Source organism: Streptomyces hamibioticus (genome assembly GCF_047946815.1).
Lineage (GTDB): Bacteria > Actinomycetota > Actinomycetes > Streptomycetales > Streptomycetaceae > Streptomyces.
In genome coordinates this window covers 7,022,845-7,039,079 of the sequence record NZ_JBKKQY010000001.1, presented here as the reverse complement: position 1 = coordinate 7,039,079, position 16,235 = coordinate 7,022,845, and the positions used below count along the sequence as shown (strand labels likewise).

Here is a 16,235-nt window from a genome sequence, read left to right as displayed (position 1 = left end):
GGCCATGGCCGTCACCGCGACAAAGCCCGTCCTCGGTCCGCCGGCGGTCACGTCCCGGCCCGGTGCGGCCGCGGTGACGGCCGCGCTGGTCCTCCTGGTCGCCGCCCTCGCCGTCGTCGACATCACCCAGGGCACCGCCGCCGTCGGCCCCGCCGAGGTGGTCAAGGCGCTCACCGGCCGGGCCGACCCGGCCGACGCCTCCGTCGTGATCGCCTCCCGGCTGCCGCGGATGACCGCGGGGATCCTGGTCGGCGTCGTCCTCGGCGTGGCCGGTGCCGTCCTCCAGGCGGTCAGCCGCAATGTGCTGGCCTCCCCCGACACCCTCGCCGTGAACGCGGGTTCGTACCTCGCCCTGGGTGTGGCCGGCGCCGCGGGCCTCTCCCTGCCGATGCTCGCGTCCTCCGGCGTCGCCTTCGCCGGCGGCCTGGCGGCGGCGGCCGTGGTGCTCGGGCTGTCCGGGCTCGGCACGGGCACCGTCCGGCTGGTACTGGCCGGCACCGCGCTGATGCTGGGCCTGAACTCCATGACGGAGGGTCTGCTGCTGCTCTTCCCCGAGCAGACCGAGGGCCTCTACCAGTGGAACCAGGGCAGCATCGGCCAGAACGGCTTCGACGGCGTCCTGTGGATGCTGCCGCTCGCGCTGACCGGTCTGGTGGGGCTGCTGCTGACGGGACGCCGGATCGACGCGCTCGCCCTCGGCGACGACGCCGCGCGCGGCCTCGGCGTGCCGGTGCGGGCCACCCGCGTCACCGTGGTGACGCTGGCCGCGCTGCTGTCCGCCGCGGCCGTCACGCTGGCCGGGCCGATCGGGTTCGTCGGCCTGTGCGCGCCTGCGCTGGTGCGCCCGCTCGTGCGCCGGTTCCACGGCTTCGCCCGGTCGCGTACGGCGCTGCCCGCGGCCGGGCTGACCGGGGCGGCGCTGGTGCTCGGCTCCGACGTGCTGCTGCGGGCGCTCGTCCCGTCGGACACGGCCGTGGCGGTGCCCACCGGCGTCGTCACCAGCCTCGTCGGCGCCGTCTTCCTGGTCGTGATGGCCCTGCGGCTGCGGGACACGGCCGGGGCCGGCGCGCCGGAGCGGCTGCGCATCCCGGGCCGGGCGGCGTTCCTGGCCACCGTGGCCGTGCTCGTGGCCGCCCTCGTCGGTCTGGTGATCGCCGCCGTACTGGTCGGCGACACCAAGCTGCTGCTCGGTGACGTCGCCAACTGGGCGCAGGGACGGGCCGGCCGGACCGTCTCCTTCGTCCTGGACACCCGGGTGCCCCGGGTCCTCGCGGCGCTCTGCGCGGGTGCCGCGCTCGCCCTGGCCGGCACGCTGGTGCAGGCGGTGACCCGCAATCCGCTGGCGGAACCCGGTGTCCTCGGTGTGTCCGGCGGGGCCGCGCTCGGCGCCGTGATCCTGGTGACCACCGTGCCCGCCGCCGCGACGTGGAGCGTGGCCGGCGCGGCCTTCGCGGGCGCGGCGGTCACCGCCGTGCTCGTCTTCGGGCTGGCGGCGCGGGGCGGCTTCCGGCAGAACCGGCTGGTCCTGGTGGGCGTCGGCGTCGCCGCCGCCTCGACGGCACTGATCAGCCTGCTGATCGTGCTCACCGACCCGTTCAACGCGACGAAGGCGCTGACCTGGCTGTCGGGTTCGACCTACGGGCGCACCATGCCCGACGTCCTGCCGGTGGCGCTGGTGCTGGCCGTGGGCGTCGTCGTCGCGGTCGCCCGGCGCACCGAGCTGGATCTGGTGTCCCTGGACGAGGACACGCCCCGGCTGCTCGGGCTCCGGCTGGGTGCGGGCCGGCTCGGCTTCCTGGTGGTGAGCGTCCTGCTCAGCGCGACCGCCGTCGCCTGCGCGGGCACCATCGGCTTCGTCGGGCTGGTGGCGCCCCACGCGGCCCGCGGCCTGGTGGGCCGGCGGCACGTGCGCGTCGTGCCGGTCGCGCTGCTGCTGGGCGCCGCGCTGGTGTGCGCGGCCGACCTGACCGGCCGCACGGTGATCGCCCCGGCGCAGCTCGGCGCCGGCCTGATGACGGCGGTGATCGGGACGCCGTACTTCCTCTACCTGCTCGTGCGGAGCAGGCGGTAGGCGCCGCGCGCCGAAAACCGGATGCCGGCGAGCCGGGGCCCTCGTACCGTGCCCGCATGGAGGGACTCGCCGCCGGGGGAGGGCACGGTGAGCTGCTGAACGTCATCGACGTGGAGGCCACCTGCCGGGACGGGCGGGCCGTCGCCGGGCGCGGTGAGCGAGACCGTCGAAATCGGGCTCGCCGTCCTGGGCCAGCGGGCCCGTAAGCCAGTAGCCAGGCACCGGATCCTGGGGGCCCGCCCGGTCGGGGGCCGGCGCGTTCTGCAGCGGGCTGACCGGCTCCACCCGGGACGTGGCCGATGCGGGCGTGAGCTTCGCCGAGGACTGCCGGACCCTGGCGCGCGAGCACGGCGCCGGGGTCCGGCCCTGCGCGAGGCGGGGCGACCACGACCCGGCGCCGGTCCGTCCGCCAGTGCCGCGCGACCGGCGTCGGCCTGCCCTTCGGACGGGCGCCCGGACGCGACCACGCCCACGCCCATGCCAAGGCGGTCTTCGCCGAGGCCCACGGGCTGAAGCGCCGGCCGGGCATGGCCAGGCCCTCCGGGTCGCCGGCTGCCGCCGGAGGGACGGCACCACCGGGGCGAGGGCGACGCCTGGAACATCGCCGCGCTGGTCCCGGACCTGGTGTGCCGGGGCGCCCGGCCGGGGTGGCCGCCCGGCTGAGGCGCGTGCGTACGGCTGCGCACACCGTGGCGCTTGTTAGACAGAGCGTCAAGTTACTGAACCGTAATCAGCATGGTGCTACCAGGGGTAACTCCTGTGCGGATACCGTCCGGTAACCCCCACAGGAGCAGCGCCACCCACCCCACCGGACCGTGGACGACCGGTCCGTCCGCCCCTTCCTCCCCAGGAGGTGCGCCATGCCCGCACGCCCACGCCTGCTCGCCGCGTCCATCGCCGCGGCACTCGCCCTCGGCGCCCAGGCCGTCCCGGCCGCCGCCACCACCGGATCGGCCACGGAGGTGTCCCGCGGCGTCACGATCCCGGCGTTCTACACCCCACCCGCCGACCTGCCCGAGAAGGACGGCGCGCTGGTCCGCAGCGAACCGCTCCGCCTCGCGCTGAGCCTGCCCGGCCTCGACGGCCCGCTGCCGGGGCGGGCGACCCGGCTGATGTACAAGTCGACGGACGCGAACGGCGGTCCGGTCGCCGTGACCGGCGCCTACATCGAGCCGTCCGCGAAGTGGCGCGGCGACGGACCGCGCCCCCTGGTGGCCGTGGCCCCCGGCACGATGGGCCAGGGCGACCAGTGCGCCGCCTCCATGGGCCTGGAGCGCCCGCTGCTGTTCAACGGCCGGACGGTGTCGGTGGGTTACGAGGACGTGTCGATCTACCGGCTGCTGGCCAGGGGCATCGCGGTCGTCGTCACCGACTACGTCGGCCTCGGCGCCACCGACCGGCTGCACACCTACGTCAACCGGGTCGACGAGGCGCACGCCGTGCTGAACGCGGTACGCGCCGCCCGGGCGCTGGAGTCGGCGTCGGTCACCGACGAGTCACCGGTGGGGCTGTTCGGCTACAGCCAGGGCGGCGGCGCGGCGGCCGCCGCGGCCGAACTCCAGCCCTCCTACGCCCCGGACGTCCGGCTGGCGGGCACCTACGCCGGCGCCCCGCCCGCCGATCTGGCGGAGGTCACCGAGGCGATCGACGGCGGCGACCTGGCCGGCGCGATCGGCTGGTCGCTCAACGGCTTCCTGCAGACCGAGCCGTCCCTGCGGCCCATCGCGGACCGGTACATCAACCGGGCGGGACGGGAGGCGCTGGAGGACCTGTCCACCATGTGCGTCGGCGACGCGCTGTTCGCCTACAACGGCGCGCGCACCACGGCGTGGACGACCACCGGCCAGTCGCTCGGCGAGATCGTCCGGTCGGAGCCCGCGCTGCGGTCCCTCCTGGCCGAGCAACGCATCGGCACGCTCAAGCCCGAGAGCCCCGTCCGGGTGGCCACCGGCGTCGCCGACAACCTCGTCCCGCACGCCCAGTCACGCCGACTGGCCGTCGACTGGTGCCGCAAGGGCGCGAAGGTCACCTACGACGCGGTGCTGCTGCCCGCCGTCGGCAACGACCTGCTCAACCACGTCTCGCCGCTCCTCGCCGACCAGGGCAAGGCCATCTCCTGGCTCACCGACCGCCTGGCCGGGAAGCCGGCCGGTTCCAACTGCTGGAGCATGCCCGTGCAGCCCTGAGCCGTGCGCCGCGACGACCCGCCGCGAGGGCCTGCCACCCGCATCACCGCGTGGTGAGCATGCCCTCGCGCAGCCGGGCGAGTGTGCGGGACAGCAGGCGGGAGACGTGCATCTGGGACACCCCGAGGTGTGCGCCGATCTCGGCCTGGGTCAGCTCCTCCACGAACCGCATGTGGATGATCCGCCGGTCGCGCTCGCCCAGTTCGGCGATCATCGGGGCGAGCGCGTGGAAGTCCTCCACCAGTTCAAGCGCCGCGTCCTCGGCGCCGATGAAGTCCGCGAGGACCGTCTCGCCGTCCTCGCCCCCGCCGAGCGCGGCGTCCAGGGAGGCGGAGTTGTAGCCGTTCGCGGCCACCCGGGCCTCGATGACCTCCTCCTCCGTCAGGCTCATCAGCTCGGCCAGCTCCTTGACGGTCGGGGTGCGGCCCAGGCGGCTGCGCAGCTCGTCCGTCGCCTTCGCCAGCTCCACCCGGGCCTCCTGGAGCCGGCGCGGCACGTGCACCGCCCAGGAGGTGTCGCGGAAGAAGCGCTTGATCTCACCGACGATGTACGGCACGGCGAAGGAGGTGAACTCCACCTCGCGGGTCAGCTCGAACCGGTCGATCGCCTTGATCAGCCCGATCATGCCGACCTGGACGATGTCCTCCCGCTCCTCCGGGCCGCGGCTGCGGAACCGGGAGGCCGCGTACCGCACGAGGGACATGTTCATCTCGATCAGGGTGTTGCGCGCGTACTGGTGCTCGGGCGTGCCCTCCTCCAGCACCGCCAGCTGGTCGAAGAACAGCCGCGACAGCTCGCGGGCGTCCTTGGGAGCGACCTTGGAGGGGTCCTCGACCACGGGCAGCCGCGCCGCGTCCGTACCGGCCTTGGCCGTCTGGGTCGTTGCCGCCGTCCTCATCTGGTGTCCTCCCGCAGTTGCCGGTGCCCCGTGCCTGCCCGTGCCGGGCCGACGTCAGTCCGGGTACCCCGGAATTCCGGGAACGCACCCGGGAATTCCGGCCACTTCGGTGCCGTGCCTCTCGCGTCCGGGACCGGGCGCGGCCGGCGGCCGCCGAACGGCTCGCGGCCGAGGGCGGGTTCGGAGCCCTGGCCCCATCCCGGGCGCGCTACCGCTTCTCCAAAGTACGCCCGGATTCCGCAGTCCGCCCGGATTCCGCCCGCCCCGCCGGCAAGGCGTCCGGCCCGGGCGGCGCCGCCCGGCGGCGGGGCACCGCGCCGGAGCCCACGGCGACCCCGGCGCAGACGAGCGCGCTGCCCGCGGCTTGGGCGAGGCCGTAGGCGCCGGTGCCGACGAGCGGGGCGGTGCAGGCGGCGGCGACGGGGATGAGACCGGAGAACAGGGTGGCGCGCTCGGCGCCGATCCGCTGCATGCCGACGTACCAGCACACGAACCCGACGACGGTGACCACCACGGCCTGCCACAGCAGCGCGGTCGTCTCCACGGCGTCCGGCCGCCGCAGCCACCCGGCGCCGTCGAGGAGCATCCCGGCCACCGCCGACTCGACGGCCGCGACACCGCACACGGCGGCCGACAGCAGCCGCGGGCCCAGCGGCCGCAGCACGGGAACGGCGAGCACCGCGAACCCCACCTCGCCGGCCAGGGCACAGGCGGAGAAGGCGATGCCGGCCGCGTCGGTGCGGCCCCAGCCCTGCACCGTGAACGCCCCGGCGGCCACCAGCAGCGCCCCGCACAGCACCAGCCGCTGCGGGCGGCGTCCGTCCAGCAGCGGGACGAGGACGGCGACCACGACCGGCGCGCAGCCCACGAAGACGCCGGGGACCGCCGGTTCCGCCGTGCGCTCCGCGGCGAGGACGGCCAGGTTGAAGCCGACCATGCCGACGGCCGCGAGCACCGCCAGGCGCAGCCACCCGCCCGGCCCTGGCATCCGCAGCCGGTCCGCCGCGCCCCCGCCGGCCAGGGGGACGAGCAGCAGGAAGGCCAGGGCGTAGCGCAGGAACTGGCCGCCGGCGTACGGGTAGTCGCCGAGGACGCTGTTGGCGGTGAAGGACCCTCCGACGAGGACACAGGCGAGGGCGGCGAGCAGGGCGCCGCGCGTGGTGGTGGCGTTCATGGCAGCGACGCTAGGGAGCACGGCGGCCCGCCGAGAGGTCCACTTTCCGGGCGCCGTCGAGGACCAATCGACGGCCGGAAGACGTCACCGTCCGCCGCGAGGTCCGTTCAGTCCGCACGCCGGGGCGGCGGGGTCATGGCCCAGCGGATGGTCCGGGTCAGAACGGCTCCGGCCGGTACGACCGTGAGGTCCTCGACGACCGGGATGCGGGGCAGCCGCAGCAGGTCGCGCGCCCAGGGCGGCAGGCTCGCCACCGCGCCGGCGGCCAGTACGGCGTAGAAGGGCCGTGCGGCGAGCGGCAGGGGCGGCCGGAGCAGCAGGAAGCGCGCGGCCGAGCGGGCCTCCGGCGTGGCCCGCAGCTCGGGTCGGTAGGCGGCCAGCCGGTCGGTGAGCTCCTGCCGGGTGAGCGGCGGGTCGGGCACGCCCAGGGCGCGGGCGACGCGGGCGGTGTCGGCGACGTAGGCGTCGTAGCCCGCGGCGTCGAGGGGGCGGGCGCCGTAACGTTCGTGGGCGTACAGGAAGCTGTCCGTCTCGGCGATGTGCACCCAGGTCAGCAGGTGCGGGTCGGCGGCGTGGTAGGGCTCGCCCGCCGCGGTCGTGCCGCGGATCCGCTCGTGGATGGCGCGGACCCGCTCGACCGCTTCCCGGGCGTCGGCTGCGGTGCCGTAGGTCGTCACCGCGAGGAAGGTGCTGGTGCGCTGGAGCCGTCCCCAGGGGTCGCCGCGGAAGCCGGAGTGGGCGGCCACGGCGGCCATGGCCGACGGGTGGAGCGACTGGAGGAGCAGCGCGCGCAGCCCGCCGACGAACATCGAGGCGTCGCCGTGCACCACGCGTATCGGACGCTCGGGGCCGAACCACCGCGGGCCGGGGGTGTCGTGGATCCGGGCACGGTTGGCCGGCCCCTGGGGCCCCGCCACCCGGCGGAACAGGGCCCGGCCCAGCTGTTCGCGGGTTCCCGACAGCACGGTGGCCACCTCGCCTCCTGCCTCAAGTGTGCGCCTCGTCCCGGCGGACCACCGCCGTCACGGCTCGCGCTCCGGGGCGACCCGGCTCCGTCCGCTCCGTCCGCGCCTCCGCGGCCCGGCAGCAGCGCGTCGGTGCCGCCTCGCGATGATCATCCGGGTGACGCGCCCGCGGTCGCGCGGCAGCCGGCGCGTGGGCGGGGTCGCGCACCACCGGCGACCGGTACCGGCGGCATCGCGCATCGCCGGGCGCCGGCGCGCGGGCCACGCGGGCGGACCGGAGCGATCACGCGCGCACCCGTCGGTGGCGACGGCCGCACCGGCGATACGGGAGACTTCGCCGGGCCCCGCCCTGACATGTGCGAGGTACCGGCCGCCCCGGCCGCCTCCTGACGTCGCGGCAGGAACAGGGACCGGCCCCGCCGTCGGCCGGTCGCGTCCGCTGTCCCAGCACACGCCGACACGGAAATGAGGCTCATGGGCCGTCGTTCGCTCACCACTTGGCTGGCCGCGTCCGGAGCCGCCGCGATGCCGGCGCTCACCCCGGCCCCCGCCCAGGCCGCCCCGCACTCGGGCGGCAACTACGGGGCCTACGGCATGGAGAGCCAGTACCCGACCGTCTCCGGCTGCGCCGGCACCTTCCGGCAGATCGGTCCGACCCGGTACGCCGAGGGCATGGCGCTGAAGTACTTCTACTCCGGCAAGTGCGGGTCGTTCGCCCGGATCGAGAACTCTCGGACCAACTGCGCCGCGGTACTGGAGCGTTCGAACTCCGGTGCCGGGCGCGCCGACGGCTGGGTCTCCGAGACCGTCGACCGGGGCATCACCTACGCCTGCACGATGATCGGCAACAACCTGCACGGGCGGGTCTCGCGGACCCGGCTCGCCTGCGACGGCCACGTCCTCACCCAGACCGGCTGGTACTGACGGCCGGCCCGGCCGCCTCTTCGCCACCCCACAGGCCGGAGGGGCGGCCGGCGTGTACCGGAGAACGCCCACCATTGGCATGGACCTGACGCCTCGCGCTGGCTAAGCTCTGCCCAACCCGTGAGAGCGCTCTCAGAACGCGGTTGTTCCACCCCACCTTGCTGGAACGACGAAGGGCAACTCCCGTGAGACGCAGCAGACTCAAGCACGCCGGGCTCGCCGTCCTGCTCATGCTCGGCAGCTGGACCGCGGCCGGAAACGTGCCCGCCGCCGCCGACGACTCTCCCGCCACCCAACCCGCCTCCGCCGGTCTTCTGACGGCGATGCAGCGGGACTTCGGCCTCACCCGGGCACAGGCCGAGGCGCGGCTGGCGGCCGAGCGCGAGGCCACCGAGCTCGCGCCGAAGGCCCGCCGGACCGCCGGGGCCGCCTACGGCGGCTCGTGGTTCGACGCCGACCGCGGCCGGCTGACCGTGGCCCTGACCCCGGACGCGGCGCCCGCGACGGTACGGGCGGTGAAGGCCGCCGGCGCCGACGTGCGCACCGTCGAGCACAGCGCCCGCCGGCTCGATGCCGTGAAGGCACGCGTCGACCGGCTCGGCGCACCCGCGGGCGTCAGCAGCTGGCATGTCGATCCGGCCGCCAACGCGGTGGTCGTGGACGTCGTCGCGAGCGAGCGTGCCGACAACGATGTCCGGCGCTTCCTGCGGCAGGCCCGCGAGGCCGGACCGGTCACCGTGCGGACCGTGCCGTCCGCGCCGCGGACCTTCGCGGCGGGTACGGTCGGCGGCGACCCGTACTACACGGGCAACGTCCGCTGCTCCATCGGCTTCTCGGTGCACGGCGGCTTCGTCACCGCCGGACACTGCGGCGGGACGGGTGCCGGCGTCCGCGGCTGGGACGGCTCGCACATCGGCACGTTCCAGGGCTCGTCGTTCCCGGGCGACGACTACGCCTGGGTCAGCGTGGGCAGCGGCTGGTGGACCGTGCCGGTGGTGCTCGGCTGGGGCACGGTCCCCGACCGGCTGGTGCGCGGGTCGGCCGAGGCCCCGGTCGGCGCCTCCGTCTGCCGTTCCGGGTCCACCACCCACTGGCACTGCGGCACCGTGCTGGCCAAGAACGAGACCGTCAACTACAGCCAGGGTGCCGTGCACCAGATGACGAAGACCAGCGTCTGCGCCGAGGGCGGCGACTCGGGCGGGTCCTTCATCAGCGGGGACCAGGCGCAGGGGGTCACCTCCGGCGGCTGGGGCAACTGCTCCGGCGGCGGTCAGACCTGGTTCCAGCCGGTCAACGAGATCCTGTCCCGCTACGGGCTGACCCTGCACACGGCCTGACGGAGCCCGGGCCCGGCCAAGCCCCGGCCCGAAGGGGCCCGGACCCGAAGAGGTCCGGGCCCCCACTGGACGGCCCTCACATGGACGGAGCGCTTTCGGGGCAGAGGAGCGGGGTTTCCGAGACACAGGAGGCTACGTGTTCGACGGCTTCGAGCTGACGCGCTGCGAGGGAGACGGGGCACAACTGCGAGTGCGTCACGGCGGCAGCGGCCCGGCGGTACTGCTCCTGCACGGTCATCCGCGCACGCACGCGACCTGGCACCGCGTCGCCCCGCTGCTGGCCGCGGCCGGTCACACGGTGGTCTGCCCCGATCTGCGGGGCTACGGCGAGTCCGGCAAGCCACCGACCGACCGGCGGCACAGCCCGTATTCCAAACGCGCCATGGCCGGTGACTGCCTGGCGGTCATGCGCCGCCTCGGGCACCAGCGGTTCGCCGTCGTCGGCCACGACCGGGGCGCGTACGTGGCCACGCGCCTTGCCCTCGACCACCCGGAGGCCGTGACCGCCGTCAGCGTGCTGGACGCCGTCCCCATCGGCGAGGCACTGCGGCGCTGCGACGCCGGGTTCGCCGCGAGCTGGTGGCACTGGTTCTTCCTCGGACAGACCGACAAGCCCGCCGAACGTGTCATCAATGCCGACCCGGACGCGTGGTACAAGGCCACCCCGGAACAGATGGGCCGCGAGGCCTACGAGGACTACCGGCGCGCCGTCCACGACCCGGCCACCGTGCACGCCATGTGCGAGGACTACCGGGCCGGCCTCGGTGTCGACCGGGAGCACGACGACGCCGACCGACGGGACGGCCGACGGATCGGCTGTCCGCTGCAGGTGCTGTGGGCCACCCGCGACGACATGGCCGACCTCTACGGCGATGTCCTGAGCGTCTGGCGCGACTGGGCGGGCGACCGGCTGGACGGAGGCCCGATCGCCTCCGGACACCACATCGCCGAAGAGGCGCCCGGGGAACTCGTCGTCGCCCTGCGCAGGTTCTGGCGGAGCGCCGAAGAACACGGCGCTCGCACGGAACACCCGGCGGACGGCTCTGCCGGCGAGTCCTGATGTCGTCCGTCGTCGAGCGCGGGTCCCCGGCCGCCGGGCGTCGTCGCGCAACGGGTGGGCCGCGGCCGACTCGGGGATACCGGCCGCGGCGCACCCTCCCGGCCCGGGCGCGGGAGGACGGCACACCCGGGCACAACTGCGGGTGCCCCGGCCCGACGCCATGACACTGCGTCATGCGGGTGATGGCCGGACCCGGCCCGGCCGGTGCCGCACGTGACCCCCTCGCCCCCCGAAACCGGCATCAACGGCCAAGCGGCGACCACTCTTTCGAATGACCCGGTCCGCCCGGCGGGATGGCCTGCCGTCATCGGCTCGGCCATTTCCGCATGATCGTTGGCACATTCCCGTTTTCCCAACCGGAAGGTGCCCGTTCGTCATGGGTTCTCGCGCATCCACCGTATCCGGCGTGGAATTGCCGCCGATCTACTGCCCCCTCGAGTCCGCCATTCATCCCCGGGTCCGGCAGGTCGAGAAACGGGCCGTGGAATGGATCGGCGCCAGTGGAATGTGCGCCACCGAGCGTGAGAAGGCGTGGACCGTGGCCACGCACAGCACCGACTTCTTCGCCCGGTTCGCCCCGGTGGCCGAGGACGACCGGCTGCTGGCCACGGCCCTGTGGGTGTACTGGGGCTTCGCCTTCGACGACGCCCGCTGCGACAGCGGCCCGCTGAGCACCCGGCCGGCGCAGTTCAACGCTCTGGCCGGGCGCGTCCAGCGGGCCTGCGAGACGGACTCGGCGGCGGACACGGACCGGTTCGTCCCCGCGCTGCAGGACATCGTGCGCCGCTTCCGCGGTTTCTCCCCGCCCACGCAGGTGAGCCGGTTCGCGCACGCCCACCGCGCGTGGCTGTCCGGGGTGGCCTGGCAGATCGGCAACCAGGCGACCGGGCTCATGCCGGACCTCGACGACTTCCTCTGCCTGCGGCTGCTGTCCTCGGGCGGCCTGCCCACCTTCGCCCTGCTGGAACTGGCGACGGGCGCCGAAGTCCCCGACCGGGAGATGCACCGGCCGGCGGTCCGTGCGCTGACGGAGATGGCCATCATGGTGGCCGCTCTGGACAACGACCGGCACTCGCTGGTCAAGGAGCTGTCCGGCGGGCAGGCCGACCAGAACATCTACACCGTGCTGATGCAGGAGCGGTCCTGCTCGCTGCCGGAGGCGGTGGAACTCGCCACCGCCGTGCGGGACCGGATCCTGCTGCGGTTCCTGCAGCTCCACGACCGGGTCCGCCCGTCGGCCGGCAGTGCGCTGGCCACCTATCTCCAGGGGCTCAGGTACGGCATCCGCGGCAACAACGAGTGGGGACTGCGGGTGCCGCGCTACCTGAGCCTCGGGCACTGGCCCGACGCGATGGACGACACGCTGCCGCCCTGGGCCGACGCACCGGCCGACACCCGCCCCGGGCCGGTGGAGGGCGCTCCCGGCATCGCCTGGTGGTGGGACGCGGACCTGGCCTGACCGGCCGTCTGCGCCGGCGGCGGGTGTCAGCGGCCCGAGGCCAGGTCCAGGGTCCACCACGGGCCGCCGGCCCCGTCCGCGACACCGACGCCGGCGTGGGTGTAGCGGCAGGTGAGCAGGATGACGCGGTGCGCGGGGCTGCGCATCCACACCGCCGCGGCGGCCTGGGCGGTGCCGGGACCGGCGGTCAGGTTCTCGCCCGCGGAGCCGACGGGGTATCCGGCGGCCCGCATCCGGTCGGCGGGGCTGCTGCCGTCGGTTCCGGTGTGCGTGAGGCGGTGACGGCGGGCCATCTGCTCGCTGTGCGCCTGGGCGGCCCTGCCGAGGGCGGCGTCCGCGCGCACCGGTTTGCAGCCGGCCTTCCGGCGGTGCTGGTTGACGGCGGCGACCATGCGGACGCGCCGGTCGCCCCCGGCGGGCTCGTGGCTCTGCGGGGCGGCCGGGACGGATGGGGGGGCGGACGGGGCCTGCCACCGGCCCGGTTCGGGCGTCGGCCACAGGGGTGCCTGGTAGGGGGCGGGCGGTGACGGCACGGGCGGCGGCCCCGCCCACGCCGGTGCGGTGCGGATCTCCCACAGCGCCGCGAGCGCCGCGCAGGCCGCGATCACCGTCTTCCAGGTCCCGGACAATTTCGGTTCCACCTTTCCTTTCACACGCCACCCTCCATACCTGAATTTGTATGGGGAGGTGTTTTTCGGCTCGTGTATTCGCAGCTCGACTTCCCCCTTCATTCGGGGGAACACGACCCTATTTCCAACGCTTTCGGCAAGCGGCATTGGATATGGTGGCGACAGTCCACTTCCCCGTTTTCCGAATCGTTCCTGGAGGTTATCCATGTCGTTGCTGCGTCGTGCCGCCCTCGTCTCGCTGGTGGCGCTCGCCGTGACCGCGGGCGGTGCCGTGTCGGCCGCCGGCGCCGCGCCGCTGCCGGCCCCGGGCGTCATCTCGCCCGGTCCCGGCGGAGGGCACGGCGGTCACGGCGGTCACGAGCCGCCGATGCACTTCGGCCCGTTCGAGATCCCGAAGTATGGCAGCGTCTCCGGCGGCTTCTCCTGGGGGCTGCAGCGCTAGGGACGCGGTCGGCTGTGCGCGTGAGGGCCGTCGATCCGACGGCCCTCACCGGCGTTTGAGGGTGGCGGCGCTGGCCACGAGCACGAGGATCACACACGCGAGGATCAGCAGGGCGTCCCTCACGAACAGCCCGGTGATGCCGGAGTGTCCGGCGGCCTCGCCCGCCGCCTGCACGGCGTACGTCATCGGCATCACCTTCGCCACGGCGGACAGGGCGCCGTGCATCTCGTCCCGGGACACGAACAGGCCACACACCAGGAACTGGGGCAGGACCCCGGCGGGCAGGAACTGCACCGCCTGGAACTCGTTGCGGGCGAAGGCGCTCACCAGCAGGCCCAGCGCCAGGCCCAGCAGGGCGCCGAGCATGGCGATGACCATCAGCAGATAGGCCGGGCCCTTGATGTCCAGCCCCAGCGGGCCCACGGCCAGCAGTGTGGACAGCACCGCCTGGAGCAGGGCCAGGAACGCGAAGGCGAGGCTGTAGCCGAGGACGATGTCCAGGCGCCGTACCGGCATGGTCAGCAGCCGTTCCGCGGTGCCGGACGTGCGCTCACGCAGCGTCGACACCGACGCCACCAGGTACATGACGATGACCGGGAAGATGCCGAAGACCTGCGGACCGACCCGTTCGAAGGTGGCCTCGGAGTCGTGGAACATCAGCTTCAGCAGCACCATCAGCATGCAGGGAATGCCCAGCAGCAGGGCGGTGCTGCCCTTGTCCCGGGAGATCTGCTGCAACACGCGGACCGCCGTGGCGGTGGTGATGGTGGGCGAGAACGGCAGCCGGTCGGTCAGATGCGTGGCAGTCATGTGAGGGTGTCCGCGGCGAAGAAGGTGCGCTCGGCGTCGGGTGCGCCGGCCTGGTCGAGGAGGTGGGGCACGGGGCCGTCGGGACAGTCACGCTGCCGGGCGCGGGCCTCGGCCGCTGCCGCGGCCCGCACCAGGTGCAGGAACGCCTCCTCCACCTCGCCGCAGCCGGTGTGCTCCAGCAGGCTCTCCCGGTCGGCGCTGGCCAGCAGGCGGCCCGTGCGCATCAGCAGCAGCCGGTCGCAGCGGTCGGCCTCGTCCATGACGTGGCTGGAGACCAGCAGCGTGGTGCCCTCCTCCGCCAGCCGCTGGAAGACCAGCCACAGATCCCGGCGGACCATCGGGTCGAGACCGACCGTGGGTTCGTCCATGACCAGCAGGTCGGGCCGGTTCAGCAGGGCCACCGCCAGGGACACCCGCGAGTACTGGCCCCCCGAGAGCCGGGCGACCGGCTGGTCCGCGTACGCCGCGAGGTCCACCTCCTTCACCACCCGCACCACGGCGTCCTCGCGCCGCCAGCCCCGCATGCCGAGGGCGGCGGCGAAGTAGCGCAGGTTCTCCAGCACCGTCAGATCCGCGTAGACGGACGGGGCCTGGGTGACGTAGCCGACGCGGGTGCGCAGCGCCCAGGCGCCGGCGGCGTGGCCGAGGACCTGGACGTGGCCGGCCGTCGGCTGCTGGACGCCGACCACACAGCGCAGCAGCGTCGTCTTCCCGCAGCCGCTCGGCCCGAGCAGGCCGACGATGCAGCCGCGGGGGATGGTGAAACTGACGTTCCGCAGCACCGGATGAGTGCCGCGGGCCACCTGCAGCCCGTAGGCGGCGACGGCCGGCAGGTCGTCCGGAAGTGCTGTGCTGTGCTCGGTGTGCTGCACGGCTCCACTGTTTTTCGTCGGGCCGGGCCGCGCGACGCGGCCACGGCACGGCCGGGGCGAGGGTCCGAAGGCGGCCTCGGCTGGGACAACGCCCCTCCGGGACCGAAGTCACGGGAACCGCCGGCCCGCCGCCCCGGTGGGTCGGCTCGTCGTTACGGGTCGGTTCAGGCCTCGCGCCGGGTCATCGCCCAGGCGATGTCGTGCAGTTGCCGGTAGGCGTCCGCGGTCGGCCGGGCGTACGACAGGGAGCGCAGCGCGGCCGCCAGCTGGCGCCGTGCCTCCTCCTCGGCCGCCTGCCGTCCGCCCGCCTCCTCCACCAGGTGGCGGGCCAGGGCGATGTCGTCGTCGCCGAGCGGCTGCGGTGCGCGATACAGGGCGCGCAGCCGCTCGGACGCCCGGCCGCCGGCGGCCAGGGCCGCGACGACGGGCAGTGACTTCTTGCGTGCGGCGAGGTCCGCGCCGACCGGTTTGCCGCTGCGCGCCGAGCGGCCCCAGATGCCCAGGACGTCGTCCGCGCACTGGAAGGCCACGCCCAGCCGGCGGCCGAACTCCCGCAGCCCGCCCATCCGGGCTGCGTCCGCGCCGGCCAGCACGCCGCCCAGGGCGCAGGCGCAGCCCATCAGCGCACCGGTCTTGCCGGCCGCCATGTCGAGGTAGTCCGCCACCGACACCTCGTGGGCCTTCTCGAACGCCACGTCGCGGCTCTGCCCCTCGACCAGTTCGAGCAGCGCGGAGACGAGTTCCTGCACCGCTGCCGCGGCCCGGTTCGGCGGCCCGTCGGCCAGTGCCCGCAGCGCGGCGACCAGCAGCGCGTCCCCGGTGAGCACGGCGGCCGGGGTGCCGAACAGCGACCAGGCGGCGGGCCGGTGCCGGCGCAGCGCGTCGCCGTCGATGACGTCGTCGTGCAGCAGCGTGAAGTCGTGCACCAGCTCCACCGCCACGGCGCCGGGCACCGCGTCCGAAGGGCTCGCCCCCACGGCCACCGCGGACAGCAGCGTCAGCGCCGGACGGACCGTCTTGCCGCCGCCGGACGCCGTGGCGCGGGGGGCACCGTCGGCCTCGCACCATCCCCGGTGGTACCGGGCCACCAGGCTCTCCGCCGCCGGCAGCGACTCGATCGCCGCCCGCAGGGCGGGGGAGAATGCGTCGTCGACCCAGTCCAGACGTGGAACGACACCTGTGGGGGCCGGGTCGGTGATCTGCGACACGTACAACTCCTTGCGAGGACACGGGGTTTCGGGCAGGACGGAAGGACGGGGCGACCGGGGGACACCTCGGGGGCCGACGGCGGCGCACGGCGTCGGCCGCTGCGCCAGTCAATCGGCTGACACGCCGCCCGGAGACGTCACGGCGCACCCGCCGCGGAAAGATCACCGGGGCAGCGCAGCCCTATGACCATGCACCCAGC

14 protein-coding genes are annotated in these 16,235 nt (G+C 74.5%); 7 read left to right on the top strand and 7 right to left on the bottom strand.

Features of this window, described 5'->3' with window-relative positions; all coding sequences use genetic code 11:
- The first annotated feature begins 4 nt into the window (after positions 1-4).
- Together ACLGIH_RS32125 and ACLGIH_RS32120 are read left to right on the top strand one after the other, a co-directional pair.
- Positions 5-2,071 (top strand): iron ABC transporter permease, encoded by a 2,067-nt coding sequence (locus tag ACLGIH_RS32125; protein WP_416528798.1) that lies wholly within the window; start codon positions 5-7, stop codon positions 2,069-2,071.
- A gap of 860 nt (positions 2,072-2,931) precedes the next feature.
- Positions 2,932-4,257: a lipase family protein gene (locus ACLGIH_RS32120; protein ID WP_416528797.1), complete on the top strand. Its 1,326-nt coding sequence runs from the start codon at positions 2,932-2,934 to the stop codon at positions 4,255-4,257.
- Between the two features lie 43 nt (positions 4,258-4,300).
- Here ACLGIH_RS32120 and ACLGIH_RS32115 read toward each other — a convergent pair whose 3' ends face one another.
- The 3 genes from ACLGIH_RS32115 to ACLGIH_RS32105 form a co-directional block, all read right to left on the bottom strand.
- Entirely contained in the window at positions 4,301-5,155 is an 855-nt protein-coding gene (locus ACLGIH_RS32115; protein WP_416528796.1) for an RNA polymerase sigma factor SigF, read from the bottom strand.
- A gap of 208 nt (positions 5,156-5,363) precedes the next feature.
- Entirely contained in the window at positions 5,364-6,329 is a 966-nt protein-coding gene (locus ACLGIH_RS32110) for a DMT family transporter (protein WP_416528795.1), read from the bottom strand.
- 107 nt (positions 6,330-6,436) lie between these two features.
- Positions 6,437-7,294, bottom strand: coding sequence for an oxygenase MpaB family protein (locus ACLGIH_RS32105; protein WP_416529535.1), 858 nt, complete (start codon positions 7,292-7,294; stop codon positions 6,437-6,439).
- A gap of 474 nt (positions 7,295-7,768) precedes the next feature.
- On the opposite strand from ACLGIH_RS32105, the gene ACLGIH_RS32100 reads away from it, so the two are divergent.
- From ACLGIH_RS32100 to ACLGIH_RS32085, 4 genes are all read left to right on the top strand, one after another.
- On the top strand, positions 7,769-8,218 hold the full coding sequence (locus ACLGIH_RS32100; RefSeq protein WP_416528794.1) for a hypothetical protein: 450 nt from the start codon (positions 7,769-7,771) through the stop codon (positions 8,216-8,218).
- A 185-nt stretch (positions 8,219-8,403) separates the two neighbouring features.
- A complete protein-coding gene (locus ACLGIH_RS32095; RefSeq protein WP_416528793.1) occupies positions 8,404-9,555 on the top strand; it encodes an alpha-lytic protease prodomain-containing protein in 1,152 nt (383 codons plus the stop codon).
- Between the two features lie 136 nt (positions 9,556-9,691).
- A complete protein-coding gene (locus tag ACLGIH_RS32090) occupies positions 9,692-10,615 on the top strand; it encodes an alpha/beta fold hydrolase (RefSeq protein WP_416528792.1) in 924 nt (307 codons plus the stop codon).
- Between the two features lie 406 nt (positions 10,616-11,021).
- Entirely contained in the window at positions 11,022-12,074 is a 1,053-nt protein-coding gene (locus tag ACLGIH_RS32085; protein WP_416528791.1) for a terpene synthase family protein, read from the top strand.
- A gap of 26 nt (positions 12,075-12,100) precedes the next feature.
- On the opposite strand, the gene ACLGIH_RS32080 is transcribed toward ACLGIH_RS32085, so the two are convergent.
- Positions 12,101-12,715, bottom strand: coding sequence for a CAP domain-containing protein (locus tag ACLGIH_RS32080; RefSeq protein WP_416528790.1), 615 nt, complete (start codon positions 12,713-12,715; stop codon positions 12,101-12,103).
- A gap of 193 nt (positions 12,716-12,908) precedes the next feature.
- Between ACLGIH_RS32080 and ACLGIH_RS32075 the strand changes: the two genes are divergently transcribed.
- On the top strand, positions 12,909-13,145 hold the full coding sequence (locus ACLGIH_RS32075) for a hypothetical protein (protein ID WP_416528789.1): 237 nt from the start codon (positions 12,909-12,911) through the stop codon (positions 13,143-13,145).
- Positions 13,146-13,190: 45 nt separating this feature from the next.
- On the opposite strand, the gene ACLGIH_RS32070 is transcribed toward ACLGIH_RS32075, so the two are convergent.
- The 3 genes from ACLGIH_RS32070 to ACLGIH_RS32060 form a co-directional block, all read right to left on the bottom strand.
- The gene (locus tag ACLGIH_RS32070; RefSeq protein WP_416528788.1) at positions 13,191-13,955 is read right to left on the bottom strand and encodes an ABC transporter permease; all 765 of its coding nucleotides are present in this window, start codon (positions 13,953-13,955) and stop codon (positions 13,191-13,193) included.
- Positions 13,952-14,827 (bottom strand): ABC transporter ATP-binding protein, encoded by an 876-nt coding sequence (locus tag ACLGIH_RS32065; RefSeq protein WP_416528787.1) that lies wholly within the window; start codon positions 14,825-14,827, stop codon positions 13,952-13,954. The genes ACLGIH_RS32070 and ACLGIH_RS32065 overlap by 4 nt, the downstream gene beginning before the upstream one ends.
- A gap of 164 nt (positions 14,828-14,991) precedes the next feature.
- On the bottom strand, positions 14,992-16,035 hold the full coding sequence (locus ACLGIH_RS32060) for a polyprenyl synthetase family protein (RefSeq protein ID WP_416528786.1): 1,044 nt from the start codon (positions 16,033-16,035) through the stop codon (positions 14,992-14,994).
- Positions 16,036-16,235 lie beyond the last annotated feature (200 nt).

What these genes read in the sequence shown, in the direction of transcription:
- ACLGIH_RS32115 (WP_416528796.1), bottom strand. Translation starts at nt 5,155, where the DNA reads ATGAGGACGGCGGCAACGACCCAGACGGCCAAGGCCGGTACGGACGCG.
- ACLGIH_RS32075 (WP_416528789.1), top strand. Translation starts at nt 12,909, where the DNA reads ATGTCGTTGCTGCGTCGTGCCGCCCTCGTCTCGCTGGTGGCGCTCGCC.
- ACLGIH_RS32120 (WP_416528797.1), top strand. Translation starts at nt 2,932, where the DNA reads ATGCCCGCACGCCCACGCCTGCTCGCCGCGTCCATCGCCGCGGCACTC.
- ACLGIH_RS32100 (WP_416528794.1), top strand. Translation starts at nt 7,769, where the DNA reads ATGGGCCGTCGTTCGCTCACCACTTGGCTGGCCGCGTCCGGAGCCGCC.
- ACLGIH_RS32110 (WP_416528795.1), bottom strand. Translation starts at nt 6,329, where the DNA reads ATGAACGCCACCACCACGCGCGGCGCCCTGCTCGCCGCCCTCGCCTGT.
- ACLGIH_RS32070 (WP_416528788.1), bottom strand. Translation starts at nt 13,955, where the DNA reads ATGACTGCCACGCATCTGACCGACCGGCTGCCGTTCTCGCCCACCATC.
- ACLGIH_RS32125 (WP_416528798.1), top strand. Translation starts at nt 5, where the DNA reads ATGGCCGTCACCGCGACAAAGCCCGTCCTCGGTCCGCCGGCGGTCACG.